This is a genomic window from Neisseria sp. MVDL19-042950, from assembly GCF_030504625.1.
Taxonomy (GTDB): Bacteria; Pseudomonadota; Gammaproteobacteria; order Burkholderiales; family Neisseriaceae; genus Neisseria.
In genome coordinates, this window is the sequence record NZ_JAUKWH010000020.1 from 1 (window position 1) to 16,662 (window position 16,662).

General features: G+C 46.3%; 19 protein-coding genes. 13 read left to right on the plus strand and 6 right to left on the minus strand.

All coding sequences use genetic code 11. The annotated features are described in order from the left end of the window. Positions 1–32 precede the first annotated feature (32 nt). The gene (locus tag Q0X97_RS11535; RefSeq protein ID WP_302067570.1) at positions 33–305 is read right to left on the minus strand and encodes a DUF1289 domain-containing protein; all 273 of its coding nucleotides are present in this window, start codon (positions 303–305) and stop codon (positions 33–35) included. Between the two features lie 202 nt (positions 306–507). Further along, positions 508–1,914, minus strand: a complete 1,407-nt coding sequence (gene hemN, locus Q0X97_RS11540) for an oxygen-independent coproporphyrinogen III oxidase (RefSeq protein WP_302067571.1) — start codon at positions 1,912–1,914, stop codon at positions 508–510. Between the two features lie 148 nt (positions 1,915–2,062). Between hemN and fnr the strand changes: the two genes are divergently transcribed. After that, positions 2,063–2,797: a fumarate/nitrate reduction transcriptional regulator Fnr gene (gene fnr / locus Q0X97_RS11545; RefSeq protein WP_302067572.1), complete on the plus strand. Its 735-nt coding sequence runs from the start codon at positions 2,063–2,065 to the stop codon at positions 2,795–2,797. A gap of 68 nt (positions 2,798–2,865) precedes the next feature. Here the strand turns inward: fnr and Q0X97_RS11550 are convergent, their stop codons facing one another. Then, complete coding sequence (locus tag Q0X97_RS11550) at positions 2,866–3,816, minus strand: CysB family HTH-type transcriptional regulator (protein WP_302067573.1); 951 nt, start codon at positions 3,814–3,816, stop codon at positions 2,866–2,868. A 449-nt stretch (positions 3,817–4,265) separates the two neighbouring features. Here Q0X97_RS11550 and Q0X97_RS11555 point away from each other — a divergent pair, with 449 nt between their 5' ends. The 4 genes from Q0X97_RS11555 (at position 4,266) to apaG (ending at position 7,179) form a co-directional block, all read left to right on the plus strand. Next, entirely contained in the window at positions 4,266–5,009 is a 744-nt protein-coding gene (locus tag Q0X97_RS11555; RefSeq protein WP_302067574.1) for an OmpA family protein, read from the plus strand. A gap of 333 nt (positions 5,010–5,342) precedes the next feature. Next, positions 5,343–6,302: a thiamine-phosphate kinase gene (gene thiL, locus Q0X97_RS11560; protein WP_302067575.1), complete on the plus strand. Its 960-nt coding sequence runs from the start codon at positions 5,343–5,345 to the stop codon at positions 6,300–6,302. After that, positions 6,295–6,783: a phosphatidylglycerophosphatase A gene (locus Q0X97_RS11565; protein WP_302067576.1), complete on the plus strand. Its 489-nt coding sequence runs from the start codon at positions 6,295–6,297 to the stop codon at positions 6,781–6,783. The genes thiL and Q0X97_RS11565 overlap by 8 nt, the downstream gene beginning before the upstream one ends. A 27-nt stretch (positions 6,784–6,810) precedes the next feature. Then, complete coding sequence (gene apaG, locus Q0X97_RS11570; protein WP_085390993.1) at positions 6,811–7,179, plus strand: Co2+/Mg2+ efflux protein ApaG; 369 nt, start codon at positions 6,811–6,813, stop codon at positions 7,177–7,179. 253 nt (positions 7,180–7,432) lie between these two features. Here apaG and rsmI read toward each other — a convergent pair whose 3' ends face one another. Beyond that, positions 7,433–8,302, minus strand: coding sequence for a 16S rRNA (cytidine(1402)-2'-O)-methyltransferase (rsmI, locus tag Q0X97_RS11575; RefSeq protein ID WP_302067577.1), 870 nt, complete (start codon positions 8,300–8,302; stop codon positions 7,433–7,435). Between the two features lie 72 nt (positions 8,303–8,374). Here rsmI and Q0X97_RS11580 point away from each other — a divergent pair, with 72 nt between their 5' ends. The 6 genes from Q0X97_RS11580 (at position 8,375) to Q0X97_RS11605 (ending at position 12,090) form a co-directional block, all read left to right on the plus strand. Further along, positions 8,375–8,722 (plus strand): YraN family protein, encoded by a 348-nt coding sequence (locus Q0X97_RS11580; RefSeq protein ID WP_302067578.1) that lies wholly within the window; start codon positions 8,375–8,377, stop codon positions 8,720–8,722. 6 nt (positions 8,723–8,728) lie between these two features. Continuing rightward, entirely contained in the window at positions 8,729–9,322 is a 594-nt protein-coding gene (locus Q0X97_RS11585) for a phosphoheptose isomerase (protein ID WP_302067579.1), read from the plus strand. Between the two features lie 150 nt (positions 9,323–9,472). Further along, positions 9,473–10,078 (plus strand): BON domain-containing protein, encoded by a 606-nt coding sequence (locus tag Q0X97_RS11590; RefSeq protein ID WP_302067580.1) that lies wholly within the window; start codon positions 9,473–9,475, stop codon positions 10,076–10,078. Positions 10,079–10,164: 86 nt separating this feature from the next. Beyond that, positions 10,165–10,629, plus strand: coding sequence for a hypothetical protein (locus Q0X97_RS11595; RefSeq protein ID WP_302067581.1), 465 nt, complete (start codon positions 10,165–10,167; stop codon positions 10,627–10,629). 36 nt (positions 10,630–10,665) lie between these two features. Continuing rightward, complete coding sequence (gene map / locus Q0X97_RS11600; RefSeq protein WP_302067586.1) at positions 10,666–11,517, plus strand: type I methionyl aminopeptidase; 852 nt, start codon at positions 10,666–10,668, stop codon at positions 11,515–11,517. Positions 11,518–11,793: 276 nt separating this feature from the next. Continuing rightward, positions 11,794–12,090 carry a DNA-binding transcriptional regulator gene (locus Q0X97_RS11605; protein WP_054599660.1) on the plus strand — a complete coding sequence of 99 codons (297 nt, stop codon included), beginning with the start codon at positions 11,794–11,796 and terminating at the stop codon, positions 12,088–12,090. A 232-nt stretch (positions 12,091–12,322) separates the two neighbouring features. On the opposite strand, the gene murI is transcribed toward Q0X97_RS11605, so the two are convergent. After that, positions 12,323–13,132 carry a glutamate racemase gene (gene murI / locus Q0X97_RS11610; protein WP_302067582.1) on the minus strand — a complete coding sequence of 270 codons (810 nt, stop codon included), beginning with the start codon at positions 13,130–13,132 and terminating at the stop codon, positions 12,323–12,325. A 291-nt stretch (positions 13,133–13,423) separates the two neighbouring features. On the opposite strand from murI, the gene tsaE reads away from it, so the two are divergent. Both tsaE and Q0X97_RS11620 read left to right on the plus strand, forming a co-directional pair. Then, positions 13,424–13,897 carry a tRNA (adenosine(37)-N6)-threonylcarbamoyltransferase complex ATPase subunit type 1 TsaE gene (gene tsaE / locus Q0X97_RS11615; RefSeq protein ID WP_302067583.1) on the plus strand — a complete coding sequence of 158 codons (474 nt, stop codon included), beginning with the start codon at positions 13,424–13,426 and terminating at the stop codon, positions 13,895–13,897. Further along, a complete protein-coding gene (locus Q0X97_RS11620; RefSeq protein ID WP_302067584.1) occupies positions 13,885–15,186 on the plus strand; it encodes an N-acetylmuramoyl-L-alanine amidase in 1,302 nt (433 codons plus the stop codon). The genes tsaE and Q0X97_RS11620 overlap by 13 nt, the downstream gene beginning before the upstream one ends. A 326-nt stretch (positions 15,187–15,512) precedes the next feature. Here Q0X97_RS11620 and thrB read toward each other — a convergent pair whose 3' ends face one another. Continuing rightward, positions 15,513–16,430 (minus strand): homoserine kinase, encoded by a 918-nt coding sequence (gene thrB / locus Q0X97_RS11625; protein WP_302067585.1) that lies wholly within the window; start codon positions 16,428–16,430, stop codon positions 15,513–15,515. Positions 16,431–16,662 lie beyond the last annotated feature (232 nt).

A 16,662-nucleotide genomic window follows, 5' to 3' on the forward strand; every position in this document is an offset into this window, starting at 1 on the left:
GCGTATACAAGATAGTTCGTATCGAATGACTATCAGGATTCTTCACTATGTTCCGTTTCAAATTCGAATCCCATTTGGTTCGGCAGCTCTATAACCGGTTGTTTTTTCTCCCAAGCAAGTTTTTCAAGTTTGTGCCGCCTCATTTTTATCAGGTGCATGACATGGTGTTTTTGCGTGTCGGTCATATTCAACCAATAAAGCCGCTCTTCTCGGCTGCGTAAACAACCCTTGCAGAAACCTTTGCTGTTGGCTTCGCAAACGCCGATACAGGGGCTGGGAATGACGAAGAATTCGAGTTGTTCCATGTGCGGTTATAGGTTGGTAAATTAAGAGGTTTTTACGTGAGGGCAGTACTGCGTAGCTGGCCGTTACAACCATTGCATTGTGCTTGAAAAGGTAAATGTTTTCAACGAGCAGGAGTTGTTTTGTCTGCGCATAACATACTGAGGCCGTCTGAAAATAGTAGTGCTTTGTTTTCAGACGGCCTGCTTGATGAGGACTGTTTCATTATACGGTTTGCGAGTATTGCGCCGTAGTTTCTTTATGCCGCAGATGGTAGTCGAATACCATCGCAATGTTACGGATAAGGAAGCGGCCTTTCGGAGTTACCCGTAATCTTTTCGAAGTTAGGTGCAGTAGACCGAGCTCGCCCAGTTTTTGCAAATCGGCCAATTCGGTTTCGAAGTAACGGGTGAACGGAATGCCGAACACACTTTCATACACTTGAAAATCCAATGAGAAACGGCACATCAAGTCTTGAATGATATTACGGCGCAGTAAATCGTCCCGATTCAATTGGTAGCCGCGCATTACCGGCAAATGCCCGGCATCGATGGCGGCGTAATAGGCATCAATATCGCGTTCGTTTTGAACGTAAGTTGTGCCGATTTTACCGATACTGGAAACGCCGATGGAAATCAAATCGCAGTCGGCATAGGTTGAATAGCCTTGGAAATTCCGTTGCAACCATCCTTCTTTCAGAGCCAGTGCAAGCTCATCATCCGGCTTGGCGAAATGATCCATCCCGATGAATACGTAGCCGCGTTCCGTGAGGGTTTGTACCGCATATTGCAGAATATCGAGCTTTTCCTCGCTATCCGGAACGGTTACCGTATCAATGCGGCGTTGAGGTTTGAAAATATGCGGCAGATGGGCGTAGTGATACAGCGCAAGGCGGTCGGGGTCGAGCGAGAGTACGGTTTCGATGGTCAGTTTGATACTTTCCAAAGATTGATGGGGTAGGCCGTAAATCAAATCGACACTTACGGATTTGAATCCCGCTTCCCTTGCCGCATCAATCACTTCGCGGGTTTCTTCAACGGTTTGAACACGGTTTACCGCTTCCTGCACTTTAGGGTCGAAGTCTTGGATGCCGACGCTCATGCGGTTGAAACCCAGCTTGCCCAAATGCAGCACGCTTTCCCGGCTGACTTTGCGCGGATCAATTTCAATCGAATATTCGCCGTTTGGAATCAATTGAAAATGTTGGCGTATCAAGGCAAATACGCGCTCAAGTTGATCATCGTTTAAAAATGTGGGTGTGCCGCCGCCGAAATGTATTTGGGCAAGTTGGTGGATGCCGTTCAAATGAGGAGCGAGCAGTGCCATTTCTTTTTCGAGATATTCTATGTAAGCGTCAGCACGCGATTTGTCTTTAGTGATGATTTTGTTGCAACCGCAGTAGTAGCAAATAGTATTGCAGAAGGGAATGTGAATATAGAGGGACAGTGGCTTATTGAGCGCTCCCATACCGCGCAATTCCAAAGCATGAATATAGTTGGCTTCGGTAAAGCCGTTATGAAAACGATCGGCAGTCGGATATGAAGTATAACGGGGGCCGCTGGAGGGGAGGGAAGCAATCAGTTTTCGGTCGAATTCGGGTTGTGTGTCATTTTGTATGGTATTGATTTTCATGGTATTTTTGTTTGTTTCGTAATGAAATAGGCAAATTTGCCGTAAGTTTGATAGAATAGCCATATTATGATAATCCTGCCTTGACGTTGGTCAATACTCAATACGTAGGGGCTAAGTATAAAAGTTGCTAATGAAGGTGCTTAATCTTATGTCTGCACACACACCACAACATCAGATGAAAACGTTGTGTTCAAATTGTTCATTACGTGAATTGTGCCTGCCGGTGGGGTTGATGCCGACAGAGTTTGCGCAATTAGATGCTGTTATCCGCCAAAGCCGCCGCTTGAAAAAAGGTGAGTATTTGTTCAGGGCGGGGGAGCCGTTCGCATCGCTGTTTGCCATACGAACTGGTTTTTTCAAAACCACTGTAGCCAGTCAAGACGGACGTGATCAAGTAACCGGATTTTTCATGTCGGGCGAACTGATCGGCATGGACGGTATTTGTGCACATACACACAGTTGTGATGCGGTCGCTTTGGAAGACAGCGAAGTGTGCGAACTGCCGTTTTCACATATGGAACAATTGGGACAGCACATTCCCAGTTTGCAAACCCACTTTTTCCGTTTAATGAGCCGTGAAATCGTGCGTGATCAAGGAGTAATGCTGCTATTGGGCAATATGCGTGCAGAAGAGAGGCTGGCGGCATTTTTGCTGAACTTGTCCAACCGTCTGTATTCGCGCGGATTTGCTGCCAATGATTTTATATTACGCATGTCGCGTGAAGAAATAGGAAGTTACTTAGGCCTGAAACTGGAAACAGTCAGCCGCACGTTGTCTAAATTCCACCACGAAGGCTTGATTTCGGTAGAGCATAAACATATCAAGATTCTTGAACCGCAAGCATTGAAGAAAATGGTTTCCGGTTGTGAACATGCAGTTTGAATGTTGTTGAAAGATATTGAGGCCGTCTGAAAGAAATTTCAGACGGCCTCAATTTTTGAAATACCGGATTAGATAGAGAAATCTTCTTCAATAGGTGCGTAAAGCATCTGATCGATCCGTTCGCGGGTCAACTGAGGTGCAAACAGGCTGATGAAATCATAAATATAGCCGCGGAGGTATGTATCGGAGCGTAAGGCGATGTAAGTAGAAGAAGTTCCAAATAAGTGGGCAGCATCAATCAATTGTAAATCGTGATCAGTTTGCGGGTCGTATGCCAGTTTAGCCATCAGTCCCACGCCCAATCCCAATCTTACATAGGTTTTCAAGACATCAGTATCCGCAGAAGAAAGTGCTATTTTAGGGAATTTCAAATGAGCTTTCTGAAAAGCGCGAAAAATATTACTGTTGCTGTTCAAGGCAAATTCATAAGTTACTAAAGGATAGGCGGCTAAGTCATTAATACTCAAAGGATGCCGGCAATCCAGTAGCGGATGGGTATGAGGGACGAGAATGGCGTGGGTCCATTCGGAACAAGGCAGTTTGCGTAACTCCGAATAGTCATCAAGGGGGGCGGTAGCAATCGCAAAATCCGCGTCTCCGTTGCTGATCATCTGTGCAATAGTGTGTGTGCTGCCTTCTTTGATACTGAGTTGTACTTTCGGGTAGCGCTTCACAAATTCCGCCACAATTTGCGGCAAGGCATAGCGGGCTTGAGTGTGAGTGGTAGCAATAGTAAGCGAACCGCTATCTTGGCCGGTAAATTCGCTACCTATATTTTTGATGTTCTGTACATCACGCAGAATCCGTTCGGCAAGTTCCAATACTGCTTTGCCGGGTTGTGAAACAGAAACCACGCGTTTGCCGCTACGGATAAATATCTGTATACCTAATTCTTCTTCCAATAGCCGGATTTGTTTTGAAATGCCCGGTTGGGAAGTGAACAAAACTTCGGCGGCCTCCGATACGTTTAGATTTTGACGGTATACTTCAAGCGCGTAGCGTAGTTGTTGTAATTTCATATGATCAGAACGGAATATTGATGTGGATTCTGTGCGACAAGTCGTTCTAAATGTAGCATAGATTAGAAAAAAAAGCCCTATCTGCAAATTTGTCTTGAGAAAACATTTGTTTTTTCAGGAACTATCTTTGTAAAGTATTAACAAAGCATTGAATGCTGTAAAAAGTTGTTGTTGCTTTTGTACAACTACCATTTGGCAGGAAGTGGGTTTTGCTTGTAAATAAATGACACAGGATTGATTTTTCGGCATGATTCGTAGTTAGGAAGCGGGCCGTTTTTCCGTTGTACGTGGGTGGTGTGCTATTGACAGTTTGCTCTTGGCTTCTTTATAGTGCAAACCTGAAATATCCTACTTGCCGCCGTTTTACGACAGTGGCCTGTATATTTGGTGATTTGTGGCGGTTGCGCTTCTGGTGCCCGTTGCATAACAATCTTTGATGAGGGAATAAAATGACCAAACAGCTGAAATTAAGCGCCTTGTTTGTTGCCTTAGTAGCTTCAGGCACTGCAATGGCCAGCGAACCGCATACTAAACACGGTTATACCGTTAGCAGCAAGTCACAGGAAGTTGTTCGCAACAACTATGGTGAGTGCTGGAAAAATACTTATTTCGACAAAGCCACTCAGGGCCGTATTGAGTGTGGTGATGCTGTAGCAGTGGAGACTGCTCCTCAATTTGCTGAAGAAACCGTTTCTCTGTCTGCTAAGACTTTGTTTGGTTTCGATAAAGACAATCTACGCCCTGAAGGTACTGAAACTCTGAATGCTTTAGCCCAACGTTTAAGCAACACTAACGTAGACGGTGTACGCGTTGAAGGTCATACTGACTTCATGGGTTCAGATGAATACAACCAAGCTCTGTCTGAGCGTCGTGCAAATACTGTAGCTAACTACTTGGTTGGTCAAGGTGTTGCTTCTAACAAGATTTCTGCTGCTGGTTTGGGTGAATCTCAAGCTCGTATGACCGCTACTTGTGAAGCCGAAGTGGCTAACTTGGGTAAAAAAGTTTCTAAAGCTAAGAAACGTGCTGCTCTGATCGCATGTATCGAACCTGATCGCCGTGTAGATATTAAGATCCGTACTTTGGTAACTAAACAAGTTGCTCCCGGTCATGTTGAAGGTGAACGTCCTGCTGTTGACGAAGGTTGGATTCCAGGCCCAGCTTCTAACATTCACGGTTACACCCGTCCTTAATCAACAGATTATTTGGATTTTGAAACCTCGCTTGATAGCGGGGTTTTTTATTATTTTTTTGATATTTTAAGACTACTTTTAGAAGGTTAGGGGAAAGCCAAATATAAAATATATGCAGTATCATTTTTCGGCATGGCTTAAGGAAGTAAGCTAAAAATTTAAATAACACGTTAAATAATCCGGGTTGTCATCGTGAAAATACGGGTTGGTTAAGCAGTATGAGGCAATATTCTTTTATCTCAGCCATTCGGACATTTTATACGTCTATATTGATGTGGTTGTCGGATGATTTCGCTATATAATGTGTGCCTCTCTTTTTTCAGATGGCCTCTGATGACTGAATTTGATTTTATCCGCCGTTATTTGCAAAAGCAGCAATCCGATTCGGAAGTGTTGCTGGGTATTGGCGATGATGCGGCCATTATCCGCCCCAGAACAGGATTTGATTTATGTTTCAGTAGTGATATGTTGCTGAAAAACAGGCATTTTTTTGAAGATGTTCAACCGGCTGACTTGGCATATAAGGTATTGGCCGTTAATATTTCCGACATGGCAGCAATGGGGGCTAAACCTCGCTGGGTATTATTAAGTGCCGGCTTGCCTGATTTGCAGGAAAATTGGTTGGAGGATTTCTGCTCCAGTTTGTTTTCTCTGGCACGGCAATTTGGTATTACACTGATTGGCGGGGATACAACCAAAGGTGATTTGGCTTTTAATGTAACGATTATCGGTGAATTGCCTCAGGGAAAGGCTTTGCGGCGTGATGCCGCGCGAGACGGGGACGATATATGGGTTTCCGGGCAAGTGGGGTTGGCGGCAGCAGCGTTAAACCATCATTGGCAGCTTTTAAAATTGCCGTCCGATGTGCTGGAAATTTGTGAACAAGCACGCTTGCGTCCGAATCCTCGGGTGGCTTTGGGGCGGTTATTGTTGCCGTTTGCCCATGCTGCGCAGGATATTTCAGATGGCCTGGCTCAGGATTTAGGGCATATTTTGAAGGCTTCGGCTATGGGGGCGGAAATTTTTGTAGAGCAACTGCCTACTTTGCCGCAATTGCGTGGAATACTGCCTGAAAAACAACTATACGATTGTCTGCTGGCGGGCGGCGATGATTATGAACTGGTATTTACTGCGTCGGAAAGCCGGCGCGAAGCGGTAGTGGAAGCCGGCAAAATAAGTAATACGCCTGTTTGCCGTATCGGTAAAATCAATCGTTCAGGCCGTCTGAAAATGACTTTGGCGGATGGTGCGGAATTACATTTAACTTCTTTAGGTTTCGATCATTTTGGCTGACTTTAAACCGACTTTTTTATGGCTGAAACAGCGGCCCTTGTGCATGCTCGGTTTCGGTTTTGGCAGTGGACTGGCTCCGATAGCGCCGGGTACATTTGGTACGCTGCCTGCTTTGCCGATGGCTTTTGTATTGTATTTGGTCGGTATTTCCGGCTGGTGGCTGGCTGCTTTGTGTGTAATATTGTTCATATGGGGAGTGAGAATTTGCAGCTATACCGAGCATGAGCTGGGTATTCAGGATTACGGCGGCATCGTATGGGACGAGATTGTGGCCATGTTGCAGGTGCTGGCTTTCGTGCCTTTCAAGTGGAGTTGGTGGCTGGCGGCATTTGTGCTGTTCAGGTTGTTTGATGCCTTGAAGCCGTGGCCGATTAAATGGTTTGATTCGCGTGTGCACGGCGGTTTGGGCATTATGTTGGATGATGTGATTGCGGCCTTGTTTACATTGGCGGTATTGAAGATAATCGGGTTATTGATATAGGCCGTCTGAACCGATAGGGAAAGAGTGATGGAAGAAATCGAAATTATTGTAGAACCGTGTTTTTTGGCAGAGCAAAGTAATGTTGCTAAAGACCGTTACGTGTTCAGCTATGATATTACCATTCATAACCATAGTGATGATGTTGTTACTTTGCGGAACCGTCATTGGGAAATTACCGATGCGCATGGTGAAGTGGAAAAGGTATCGGGTGTCGGCGTGGTCGGTGAGCAGCCGGTGCTGTATCCGGGCGAACATTATCATTACAGCAGCGGGGCGCATCTGGCCACTCCGTGGGGCTGTATGGAAGGCAGTTATGAGTTTGAAGACAGTTATGGTGACCGTTTTTGCGTGCCTATTCCCCGATTTGATTTAAAAGCGGATTTTACTTTGCATTAAAAATAGGGTGAGCGGATTCGATTGCCTATGCCAATACAGGCTGTTTGAATCTTTGAACCGGCTTTTTAAATTTTGAATACAATTGAATTATTCGAACGGTTATGAAAGACCGGGCCCTGTAAGTTACGGAGCCCGGTCTTTTCAATTTCAAATCGCGCCCTTATTAAACTGAGGGTAGGGTGCTTAACTGTTAAGATGCAGTTTAATGTTTTCAGACGGCCTGCCGGTTTGAAACCATGAAATATGCTTTTGCTTATTTCCAAGTTAACGCCAAGTCATATAAAGCCTTTTTACTTTCTCCGGTAATCTTCGCCGCCAAATCCGCTGCTTGTTTGGTCGGCAGTTCCGCCGCCAGCACTTTCATTACCTTTTGCGCCGAATCGGGCAGTTCGCTGTGTTTTTCGTGAATGGCCGGATGCAGCACCAAAACCATTTCACCGCGGCTTTGGTTGCTGTCGTTTTTTAAGGCCGTCTGAATGTCAACGACGCTGCCGGTTAGAAAAGTTTCGAAAGTCTTGGAAATTTCCCGTGCCAGCATCAACCGGCGCTCAGGAAAGAGTGAAGCCATATTGGAAAGTGTGGCTTCAATGCGGTGAGGCGTTTCAAACATTACCACAGGGAAATCGGCATCTGCCCATGAAGCCAGCAATTTCTGCCGTTCGCCTGCTTTTGCCGGCAGGAAGCCATTGAAGTAGAAGTTGGGTTCGGTAACGCCTGCCACGCTCAAGGCTCCCATTACCGCGCTGGCTCCGACTACGGGAACCACGCGGAATCCGGCTTCCCGCACACGGGCGGCGAGTTTCGCACCGGGATCACATACGGCGGGCGTGCCGGCATCGGATACTTGGGCGACAATCAGGCCGTCTGAAAGTGCATCAATGATTTTGCCCGCCATTTGCTGTTCGTTGTGCTCGCGTACGCTCACCAACTTGGCCTGTATGCCGTATGCGCTCAGTAATTGGGCGGTTACGCGGGTGTCTTCCGCGCAAATGATGTCGGCACGGTGCAATACGGCTAATGCACGCAGGGTAATGTCTGCCAAATTGCCGATGGGTGTGGCCACAACGTATAATGTTTGCGCCGCGATACTGTCGCAGGCTTTTTGATAATGTTTCTGCATCATAAGAATCATTCGGGCCGTCTGAAAACGGCGGATGGATAAATTTAAAACGGCATTATAACGGGGTTGGACAATATGCGCTTAAACCACGGCAGCGGTGCGGCAGGAGAAGATGCCGCACTGGTATTCCTGCAAAAACAAGGCTGCAAACTGCTGGCACGTAATTGGCATTGTCCATACGGCGAAATTGATTTGATAGTCAAAAATGGCAGCATGATTCTGTTTGTTGAAGTAAAATACCGTCGGCACGGCAGCTTTGGCGGCGCAGTATACAGTATCACACCGTCCAAACTTTTAAAGCTGCAAAGAAGTGCGGAACATTATCTTCAACAAAACAGTCTGAATCACGTTCCTTGCCGTTTAGATGCTGTACTGATTCAGGGAAAAGAAGCCCCATATTGGGTGCAGAACATCACAGGGTAACTTCACATGACAACTTTACAAGAACGCGTAGCTGCGCATTTCACTCAAAGCATTGAAGCCAAACAACAGGCTGCCGATATTTTAAAAGAACCCACCGCACAAGCTGCCGAACTGATGCTGCAATGCTTGATGAACGACGGCAAAATTTTGGCTTGCGGCAACGGCGGTTCGGCTGCCGATGCCCAACACTTTGCCGCAGAGATGACCGGTCGTTTTGAGAAAGAGCGTATGGAATTGGCTGCGGTGGCCTTAACCACCGACACTTCCGCACTCACTGCCATCGGTAACGACTACGGTTTCGACCATGTATTCAGCAAGCAGGTGCGGGCGTTGGGACGTGCAGGCGACATATTGATCGGCATTTCCACTTCGGGTAACTCGGCCAACGTTATCGAGGCCATTCATGCGGCCCATGAACGCGATATGCACGTGATTGCACTGACCGGTCGCGACGGCGGCAAAATCGCTGCTCTGCTGAAAGACAGCGATATTTTATTGAATGTGCCGCACCAACGTACCGCCCGTATTCAGGAAGTCCATATTTTATTGATTCACGCATTGTGCGATTGTATTGATTCCATGTTGCTCGAAGGCATGTAACCTTTGGGTTGCCGGTATCAGCCAATAATCAAGCGGTCTGCCGGCCTGAAAACGCTTATGACATAATGCGTTTGCGGTATTTATACACGCTTTTCAGACGGCCTTTGCCATGCTAACGGCCGTCTGCAACATACATCGAAAGGACGTTTTATGAGCATCAAACAATACGCTAAAACCTTGATTGCCGCCGGTATTCTTGCTACGACATTAAGCGGTTGCGTAGGCGCAATTCTGGGTGGTGCGGCCGTAGGCGGAGCGGCGGCTATCGACCGCCGTAGTGCAGGCGCACAGGCCGATGATAATGTGATGGAAGTCCGTATCAAACATATGGCTTTGAGTTATCTCCGCCAAAATAGTAAAGCTACGGGCTTCGAGCCGAAACTGGCCGTGGTCAGCTATAACCGCCATATCCTGCTTTTAGGCCATGTGGTGACCGAGGGTGAAAAAGCGTTTGTCGAACAAGTGGCCCGTTCCGAGCAGTCGGCACAAGAAGTTTATAATTACATCAATGTAGGTGCCCAACAACGTACGTTCGGTAATGTTACCGATGATACTTGGAGCACTTCCAAAGTACGGACCACTCTTTTGGGCATTCAGGGTGTGCTTCCCAGCCGCGTGAAAATTGTTACTTACGACGGCGTAACCTATGTGATGGGTATTCTTTCCCCGACGGAGCAAGCTGCCGTTACCGAGCGGGTTAGCACCACATCAGGTGTTAGAAAGGTCGTTACCCTTTATCAAAACTACAATAACTAATCGTAAATAGGCCGTCTGAAAACACAGTTTGTACCGTTTTCAGACGGCCTTAGGAATTTGGACAAAACCATATGGATGATAGCAATATGTCTGCCAAAAAAGGTTTCAACCTCAAGCCCAAGCATCTGCTGATGGCGGTGTTTGTATTGACGGCAGTTGCAGTGGGCAGCTTGATTGTAGGTATTCTCCAAACCATGAAAAAACCCGCGGCGGTATCGGTTTCCACTCCGGCACCGCAAGCAGACAATACGGTGGAAGTATGGTCGCCGCGCGGTGCGTCCGCTACTGTGGCGGCGGCACCGCAACAGGTTGCGGTTACCCAAGCATCCGCATCGGAGGAAGCAGCCGCTTCGGAAGTCCAAACTGCTTCTCAAAATAAAGATGAAACCGGTGAAACCAACCCCGCCACAGCTGCGGCTTCGGCAGCCGATGTTACAGCAACAAATGCAGAAACTCCCGTACTTCCAAAGCCTTCAGAAGAGCAGCGTTCGCACAATGCGCAGCCAAAATCCAAATCTAAACCGAAAGAAGTGATAGACAACTTGTTTTAACGGCTTACGCCGCTATCCTGACTGATCATTTTATTTATACCGTTTCAGACGGCCTTTCGGAAAAAACACGAAAGGCCGTCTGAACGCACCAACACCAATCAAAGGATATTTATGGCAGTTATCATCAAAACCCCCGAAGAAATCGAAAAAATGCGCGAGCTGGGCCGCTTGGCAGCCGAAGCATTGGATTATATCGGTCAATTCGTTAAACCCGGTGTTACCACCAATGAGTTGGACAAATTAATTCACGATTACCATATCGACGTACAAGGCGGCTATCCGGCTCCGTTGCATTATGGCAACCCTCCCTATCCCAAATCGTGTTGCACCTCCGTCAACCATGTTATCTGTCACGGTATTCCGGACGACAAGCCGCTGAAAAACGGCGACATCATCAATATCGACGTTACCATTAAGAAAGACGGTTTTCACGGCGATTCGAGCCGAATGTTTGCAGTAGGACAAATCAGCCCGCAGGCACAACGCTTGATAGATGTTACCCATGCCTCCATGATGGCCGGCATCGAGGCGGTGAAGCCCGGCGCAACTTTGGGCGATGTAGGTTATGCCTGCCAACAGGTTGCCGAGAATGCGGGTTATTCGGTGGTGCAGGAATTTTGCGGGCATGGTATCGGTCATGATTTCCATGAAGAGCCGCAAGTGTTGCATTATGGCAAAAAAGGACAAGGGTTGATATTGAAGCCGGGTATGATTTTTACTGTGGAGCCTATGATCAACCAAGGCAAGCGCCATCTGCGTATTTTGGCCGACGGTTGGACGGTAGTTACCAAAGATCGCTCCTTATCTGCCCAATGGGAGCATGAAGTTTTGGTTACCGAAACAGGCTATGAAATCCTCACAATCAGCCCTCAAACAGGTAAACCCTGATTTTATTACGTTTTTTTATGTAAAAATTTTTCAACTAGAATCTTTGCTTTAAAAAATAACTTGTTGTTTTTTAATGACTATATAAATAGGATGTTACGTTTATCGGAATAATTGACCGCTTGATAGAAAATAAAATAAAACTTATCCTGATTCTGCTGTCTAAGCGATTATGCTTATTTGTTCATAATATTCTCACTATGGGTATTATCACTAGGTAATATTATGTTCGGATAAGTGGTTTGCCAGATTGAGCTTTAAAACAGAGAAGGGAATTTCATGAAGTCGTTCGAGAAAATCGAAAACATCCGCGATATCCGCAAAAAACTCGGTTTAAACCAAATGGATTTTTGGAGCCGTATCGGTGTTACCCAATCAGGCGGTTCACGCTACGAGTCAGGCCGCAACATGCCCAAGCCGGTACGCGAATTGCTCCGTTTGGTACATATCGAGAAAATTGACTTGGCAAAGGTAAACCGCGACGACCTCGCGATTGCTTCGCTGCTGAAAAGCCGCCAGCCGGATTTGTATGCCTCTTTGAAAAAAGAAGCCAAAGCCGAAGCGAAAAACAAATGAGCCAAGACCGAACGGCTGCCCGTTAATCAATAACGGGCAGCTTTCTTTTGGCCGTCTGAAAGTCATCGATAAACGGTTTGAAAAGAAAACTTTAAAAGTTTTATAGAATATTTATGTGAAATTCTGAAATTGCTTGCCGTCCTGCTTCTCAAGCACCACAGGCAACTTCAGGGTTCTATATCCGGCAGATCCGATTTATTTGTTTGATAACAAACCGAAAGAAAGAATACTGTCAGCCCAGAGACAGCATTTCAATCTGTTCCATACTGCGGCCCAGAAAACGCTCGCCGATCGTGCGGAATCGCAGGGGAATGTCGCTCACATAAAAGCGGTAGTCGGCAGAAGCATTGTCGGTATTCAGCAAATCGGCCTCGGCCAAAGCGTTCGCCGTGGCCTCTGCGGTTGTGAGTGCGGAATCCACCAATGCCACGCCCGGAGCTTCTTCGCGGAGTAAAGGTTTTAGCAACGGGTAATGTGTGCATCCTAATACCAACGTATCAATATCGTCGGCCAGCAGCGGTTTGAGATATTCGCGTGCAGTCAGGCGGGTTACCTCGTGGTCAAGCCAACCTTCTTCCACCAAGGGTACCAACAAAGGGCAGGCTTGCGACTGTACCCGAGCATTGGGATTGCGGCTGTGGATGGCGCGGGCGTAAGCATTGCTGTTAACCGTGGTGCTGGTGGCAATAATGCCGATATGGCCGTTTCGTGTGGTTTGTAATGCGGCTTCGGCACCGGCGGTAATCACATCGAGTACCGGCATATTGCCCGCCATGGTCCGCACTTTCTGGCCGGCCACCGCTGCAATGGTATTGCAGGCAATCACAAGTGCCTTGACATCATTTTGTAGCATAAAATCAACAATTTGAGAGGTGAAAGTCTCAATGGTTGCGCGGGATTTTACGCCATACGGTACGCGGGCGGTGTCGCCGAAATAAACAATGTTTTCCATCGGCAGGCGTTCCATTAGGGCGCGTACATTGGTCAAACCGCCTACGCCAGAATCAAAAACCCCGATGGGGCGTTGTTTGGTGTCGTTCATAAGTAATTTTGAAATTGAGGCCGTCTGAAAAGATTTCAGACGGCATATATTCGAAGAAAGCTGATATTGTACACCGTTTCAGACAGCCTAGAGATGCCTGTATTCATTGTATCGTCGACTTAATTCTCACTGAGGGCAAAGGTTCAGATCTAAGTTTTGAAAAGATGGTGCTCCGGAGAAGCTAAGTTGTAGCATGTATCAAATTTCATACGATTTATCAGCAGATAAGGTTTGCAAAGCAAACTAATTGCCGCATAATTCAGATTTGATTATCATTCTAAGGGGTTGTATATGACCCAAAACACCCAGCTAACCCGTTTCTTGCCCGACGAAGAGGCTACCCTGCAATTAGGCAGTAGCTGGGCAGGCACTATCATGGCACCTTTGGTTGTTTATCTGCAAGGCGATTTAGGTGCAGGCAAAACCACATTTACACGCGGATTATTACAAGGCATGGGCTATAAAGGTGCTGTAAAGAGCCCGACTTATACTATCGTCGAATCTTATCCACTGCCCAAATTTACCTTGCTGCATCATTTTGACCTCTATCGTTTTACCACGCCAGAAGAATGGGAAGATGCCGGTTTGGATGATCTTTTTGCCGGCAACTGCCTATGTTTGATTGAATGGCCCCAACAAGGCGGAACTTTTGTGCCGCCGGCCGACCTTACCGTTAAACTCGAAAATGCCGAATCAGGCCGTATGTGTACTCTTACCGCCCATACAGACAGGGGCAGAAAAAGTTTAGAAACATGGTTAAATTAACACGCCGCCAAATTGTCCGCCGTGCAGCAGCAGGTTTGTTATTCACTTTTACGCCCATCGGCGTGCTCGCTAAAGTTGCTGCTTCCCCCCAATTCGTTGCCGTACGTATCTGGCCCGCCAATGCCTATACCCGTATCACGCTGGAATCTTCCCAGGCTCTGAAATACAAACATTTTGCACTTGAAAATCCCTCGCGGTTGGTTGTGGATATTGAAGGTGCTTCGCTTAACAGCGTGTTGCAAAGTATGGCCGGGAAAGTGCAGCGCAATGATCCTTATATCCGCACCATTCGTGTCGGTCAGAATACCCCTACCACCGTGCGTGTGGTTATTGATTTAAAGCAATCTGCCAATCCGCAAGTTTTCACTCTCGCTCCCGTGGCTAATTTCCGTCACCGTTTGGTTATGGATCTTTACCCTTCGGTTGCCACGGCGTTGGCTGCCGAATCGGATGATCCTCTGATGGCATTGCTGAACGACTACTCCAAAGGCAAAATCCGCAGCGATGGTACCGGCAGCAGCTCTACCCCTCCCGTGCGTGAGCGCAAACCGACTATTATCGACGACACTCCGCTTCCTTCATCGCCGCGCCGTCAAGACCGCCGCCCGATTATTGTGCTGGATCCCGGTCATGGCGGGGAAGACCCTGGTGCCATCAGCCCCCGGGGGATACGCGAAAAAGACGTAGTATTGTCTATTGCCCGTGAGGCCAAAAAACGCCTTGATGCGATGGGCTATAAAACCTATATGACCCGTAATGAAGACGTATTCATCCCTCTGGGTGTGCGCGTTGCCAAGGCTCGTTCGCTCAAGGCCGATTTGTTCATTTCTATTCATGCAGACTCTTTTACCAGTCCTACTGCACGCGGTACAGGCGTGTATGCGTTGAGTACACGCGGTGCCACCAGTGCGGCAGCCAAATTTTTGGCTCAAACTCAGAATAGTGCCGATTCAATCGGCGGGGTGCAGAAAATAGGTAACCGTACGGTGGATAATGCCATCCTTGATATGACCCAAACCGCTACTATTAAAGACAGCATGGTGTTGGGAGGTCATGTATTGAATGAGCTAGGTAAGCTGAATAAATTGCATAAAGGCCGTGTTGATCAGGCTAATTTTGCTGTTTTGAAAGCACCTGATATTCCCTCAATTTTGGTTGAAACCGCCTTCTTGTCGAATCCTACTGAGGAACGGTTGCTTGCCAGCTCATCATTCCGCCAAAAAAGTGCGCAAGCCATTGCGAATGGTGTTAGAACCTACCTCAATAATGCTATTTTGGCACGCCGCTAAATATTCAGACGGCCTTCAAAATCAATGAAGGCCGCCTGAATATTTCGATAGTCAATCCCAATGCAAAGGGCAGGTGTGTACCATATCTAATCGTTTTGACTTCATTGCTTTTATGCAGACTTTCACAGAAGTGGTTTTACTGAGAAAATCCCTACTATCCGTAGAAGTTCTCTGGTATGAAAACCGTTATTTTATTAATGTTAACCGAACCTTTTCAAATTTTGATAACTTGCAATCGTTAAAGGTCAAGTATGGCTCAAGTCAGCACAAAGGCCGTCTGAAACATTTTCAGACGGCCTTTGTGCTACTTTTACCAGCCTGCTTCTTCAGCGTAAACTTAAAAGTAAATTGCGGAATGCATTCGGGTCTTTAATAAAGGTTATTTCACCTTTTTGAGGAAAGTGAAAATCCAATAGACGAGATACCCAAAAACGTATGCAACCCGCACGTTGAGCAATTGGATAGTAGTCTTTTTCATCATTACTCAAAGGGCGCACACTTTCATAGCCTGCGATAAATGATTTTTCCAAAATTGGATCCAACTCGTTATCAGCAGTTCTAGCCCAATCGTTGACAGCAATAGCTAAGTCATACATAAAGTTGCCGTTGCAAGCATAATAAAAATCGATAAAGCCGGCTACTTGGTCTCCATCCAATAACACATTATCTTTAAATAAATCAGCATGTATGATACCGGACGGCAAATGATCATCAGGATTATTATCCAGATAAGCAATTTCATTTTCCAGTAGAGTAGCATCATCTTTATCAAGTAACGGCAATAGCTTAATGTAAGCCTCATGCCACCATTTACTGTAACGGGGATTGTCCATTTGCAGAGGGAAACTTTGTCCGGCCAAATGCATTTTGGCCAGCATCGCCCCTGTATGGAAACATTGGTTTTCAGTCGGCCAGCAGGTGTCAGAACCTTTCAAGCAGGTTACGATACATGCAGGCTTTCCTGCCAGCGTTGAGTCAAAGCGGCCGTCTTTGCGGGAAATCGGGGAGGGGCAGGCTACACCATTGTCGCTTAAGTGTTGTTTCAGCAGTAAAAAGAAAGGCAGCTCTTCTTGTTTCAATACTTCAAAAACAGTTAAAACAAAACGCCCCGAGGTTGTAGTTAAAAAATAGTTACTATTGGTAATTCCTTGTGCAATGCCTTGTAGAGAAACAAAATTGCCTAAGTAGTATTCCATTAGAAACCGGTGCATTTCATCATTAGAAATACTGGTATAAACAGACATAATATTAAGATTACTGTAAAAATTAAACCGCATCATATCAAACAATATATGCGAATTGTTGGTAAATATATTTGAACAGAGAGCGGTAAATTTAATTGAAAGAATAATGAAAATGATAGCAGGAGCTGAAAAGCAGTAAATACAGTAAACGAAGTGTAATTAAATTTTAAATAAAAACATGCATATAGTAATTTTTATTTAAAAATTTTCCACTGGAGAGTTGACGGGATGT

What these genes read in the sequence shown, in the direction of transcription:
- Q0X97_RS11535 (WP_302067570.1), bottom strand. Translation starts at nt 305, where the DNA reads ATGGAACAACTCGAATTCTTCGTCATTCCCAGCCCCTGTATCGGCGTT.
- hemN (WP_302067571.1), bottom strand. Translation starts at nt 1,914, where the DNA reads ATGAAAATCAATACCATACAAAATGACACACAACCCGAATTCGACCGA.
- fnr (WP_302067572.1), top strand. Translation starts at nt 2,063, where the DNA reads ATGTCTGCACACACACCACAACATCAGATGAAAACGTTGTGTTCAAAT.
- Q0X97_RS11550 (WP_302067573.1), bottom strand. Translation starts at nt 3,816, where the DNA reads ATGAAATTACAACAACTACGCTACGCGCTTGAAGTATACCGTCAAAAT.
- Q0X97_RS11555 (WP_302067574.1), top strand. Translation starts at nt 4,266, where the DNA reads ATGACCAAACAGCTGAAATTAAGCGCCTTGTTTGTTGCCTTAGTAGCT.
- thiL (WP_302067575.1), top strand. Translation starts at nt 5,343, where the DNA reads ATGACTGAATTTGATTTTATCCGCCGTTATTTGCAAAAGCAGCAATCC.
- apaG (WP_085390993.1), top strand. Translation starts at nt 6,811, where the DNA reads ATGGAAGAAATCGAAATTATTGTAGAACCGTGTTTTTTGGCAGAGCAA.
- rsmI (WP_302067577.1), bottom strand. Translation starts at nt 8,302, where the DNA reads ATGATGCAGAAACATTATCAAAAAGCCTGCGACAGTATCGCGGCGCAA.
- Q0X97_RS11580 (WP_302067578.1), top strand. Translation starts at nt 8,375, where the DNA reads ATGCGCTTAAACCACGGCAGCGGTGCGGCAGGAGAAGATGCCGCACTG.
- Q0X97_RS11585 (WP_302067579.1), top strand. Translation starts at nt 8,729, where the DNA reads ATGACAACTTTACAAGAACGCGTAGCTGCGCATTTCACTCAAAGCATT.
- Q0X97_RS11590 (WP_302067580.1), top strand. Translation starts at nt 9,473, where the DNA reads ATGAGCATCAAACAATACGCTAAAACCTTGATTGCCGCCGGTATTCTT.
- Q0X97_RS11595 (WP_302067581.1), top strand. Translation starts at nt 10,165, where the DNA reads ATGTCTGCCAAAAAAGGTTTCAACCTCAAGCCCAAGCATCTGCTGATG.
- Q0X97_RS11605 (WP_054599660.1), top strand. Translation starts at nt 11,794, where the DNA reads ATGAAGTCGTTCGAGAAAATCGAAAACATCCGCGATATCCGCAAAAAA.
- murI (WP_302067582.1), bottom strand. Translation starts at nt 13,132, where the DNA reads ATGAACGACACCAAACAACGCCCCATCGGGGTTTTTGATTCTGGCGTA.
- tsaE (WP_302067583.1), top strand. Translation starts at nt 13,424, where the DNA reads ATGACCCAAAACACCCAGCTAACCCGTTTCTTGCCCGACGAAGAGGCT.
- Q0X97_RS11620 (WP_302067584.1), top strand. Translation starts at nt 13,885, where the DNA reads ATGGTTAAATTAACACGCCGCCAAATTGTCCGCCGTGCAGCAGCAGGT.
- thrB (WP_302067585.1), bottom strand. Translation starts at nt 16,430, where the DNA reads ATGTCTGTTTATACCAGTATTTCTAATGATGAAATGCACCGGTTTCTA.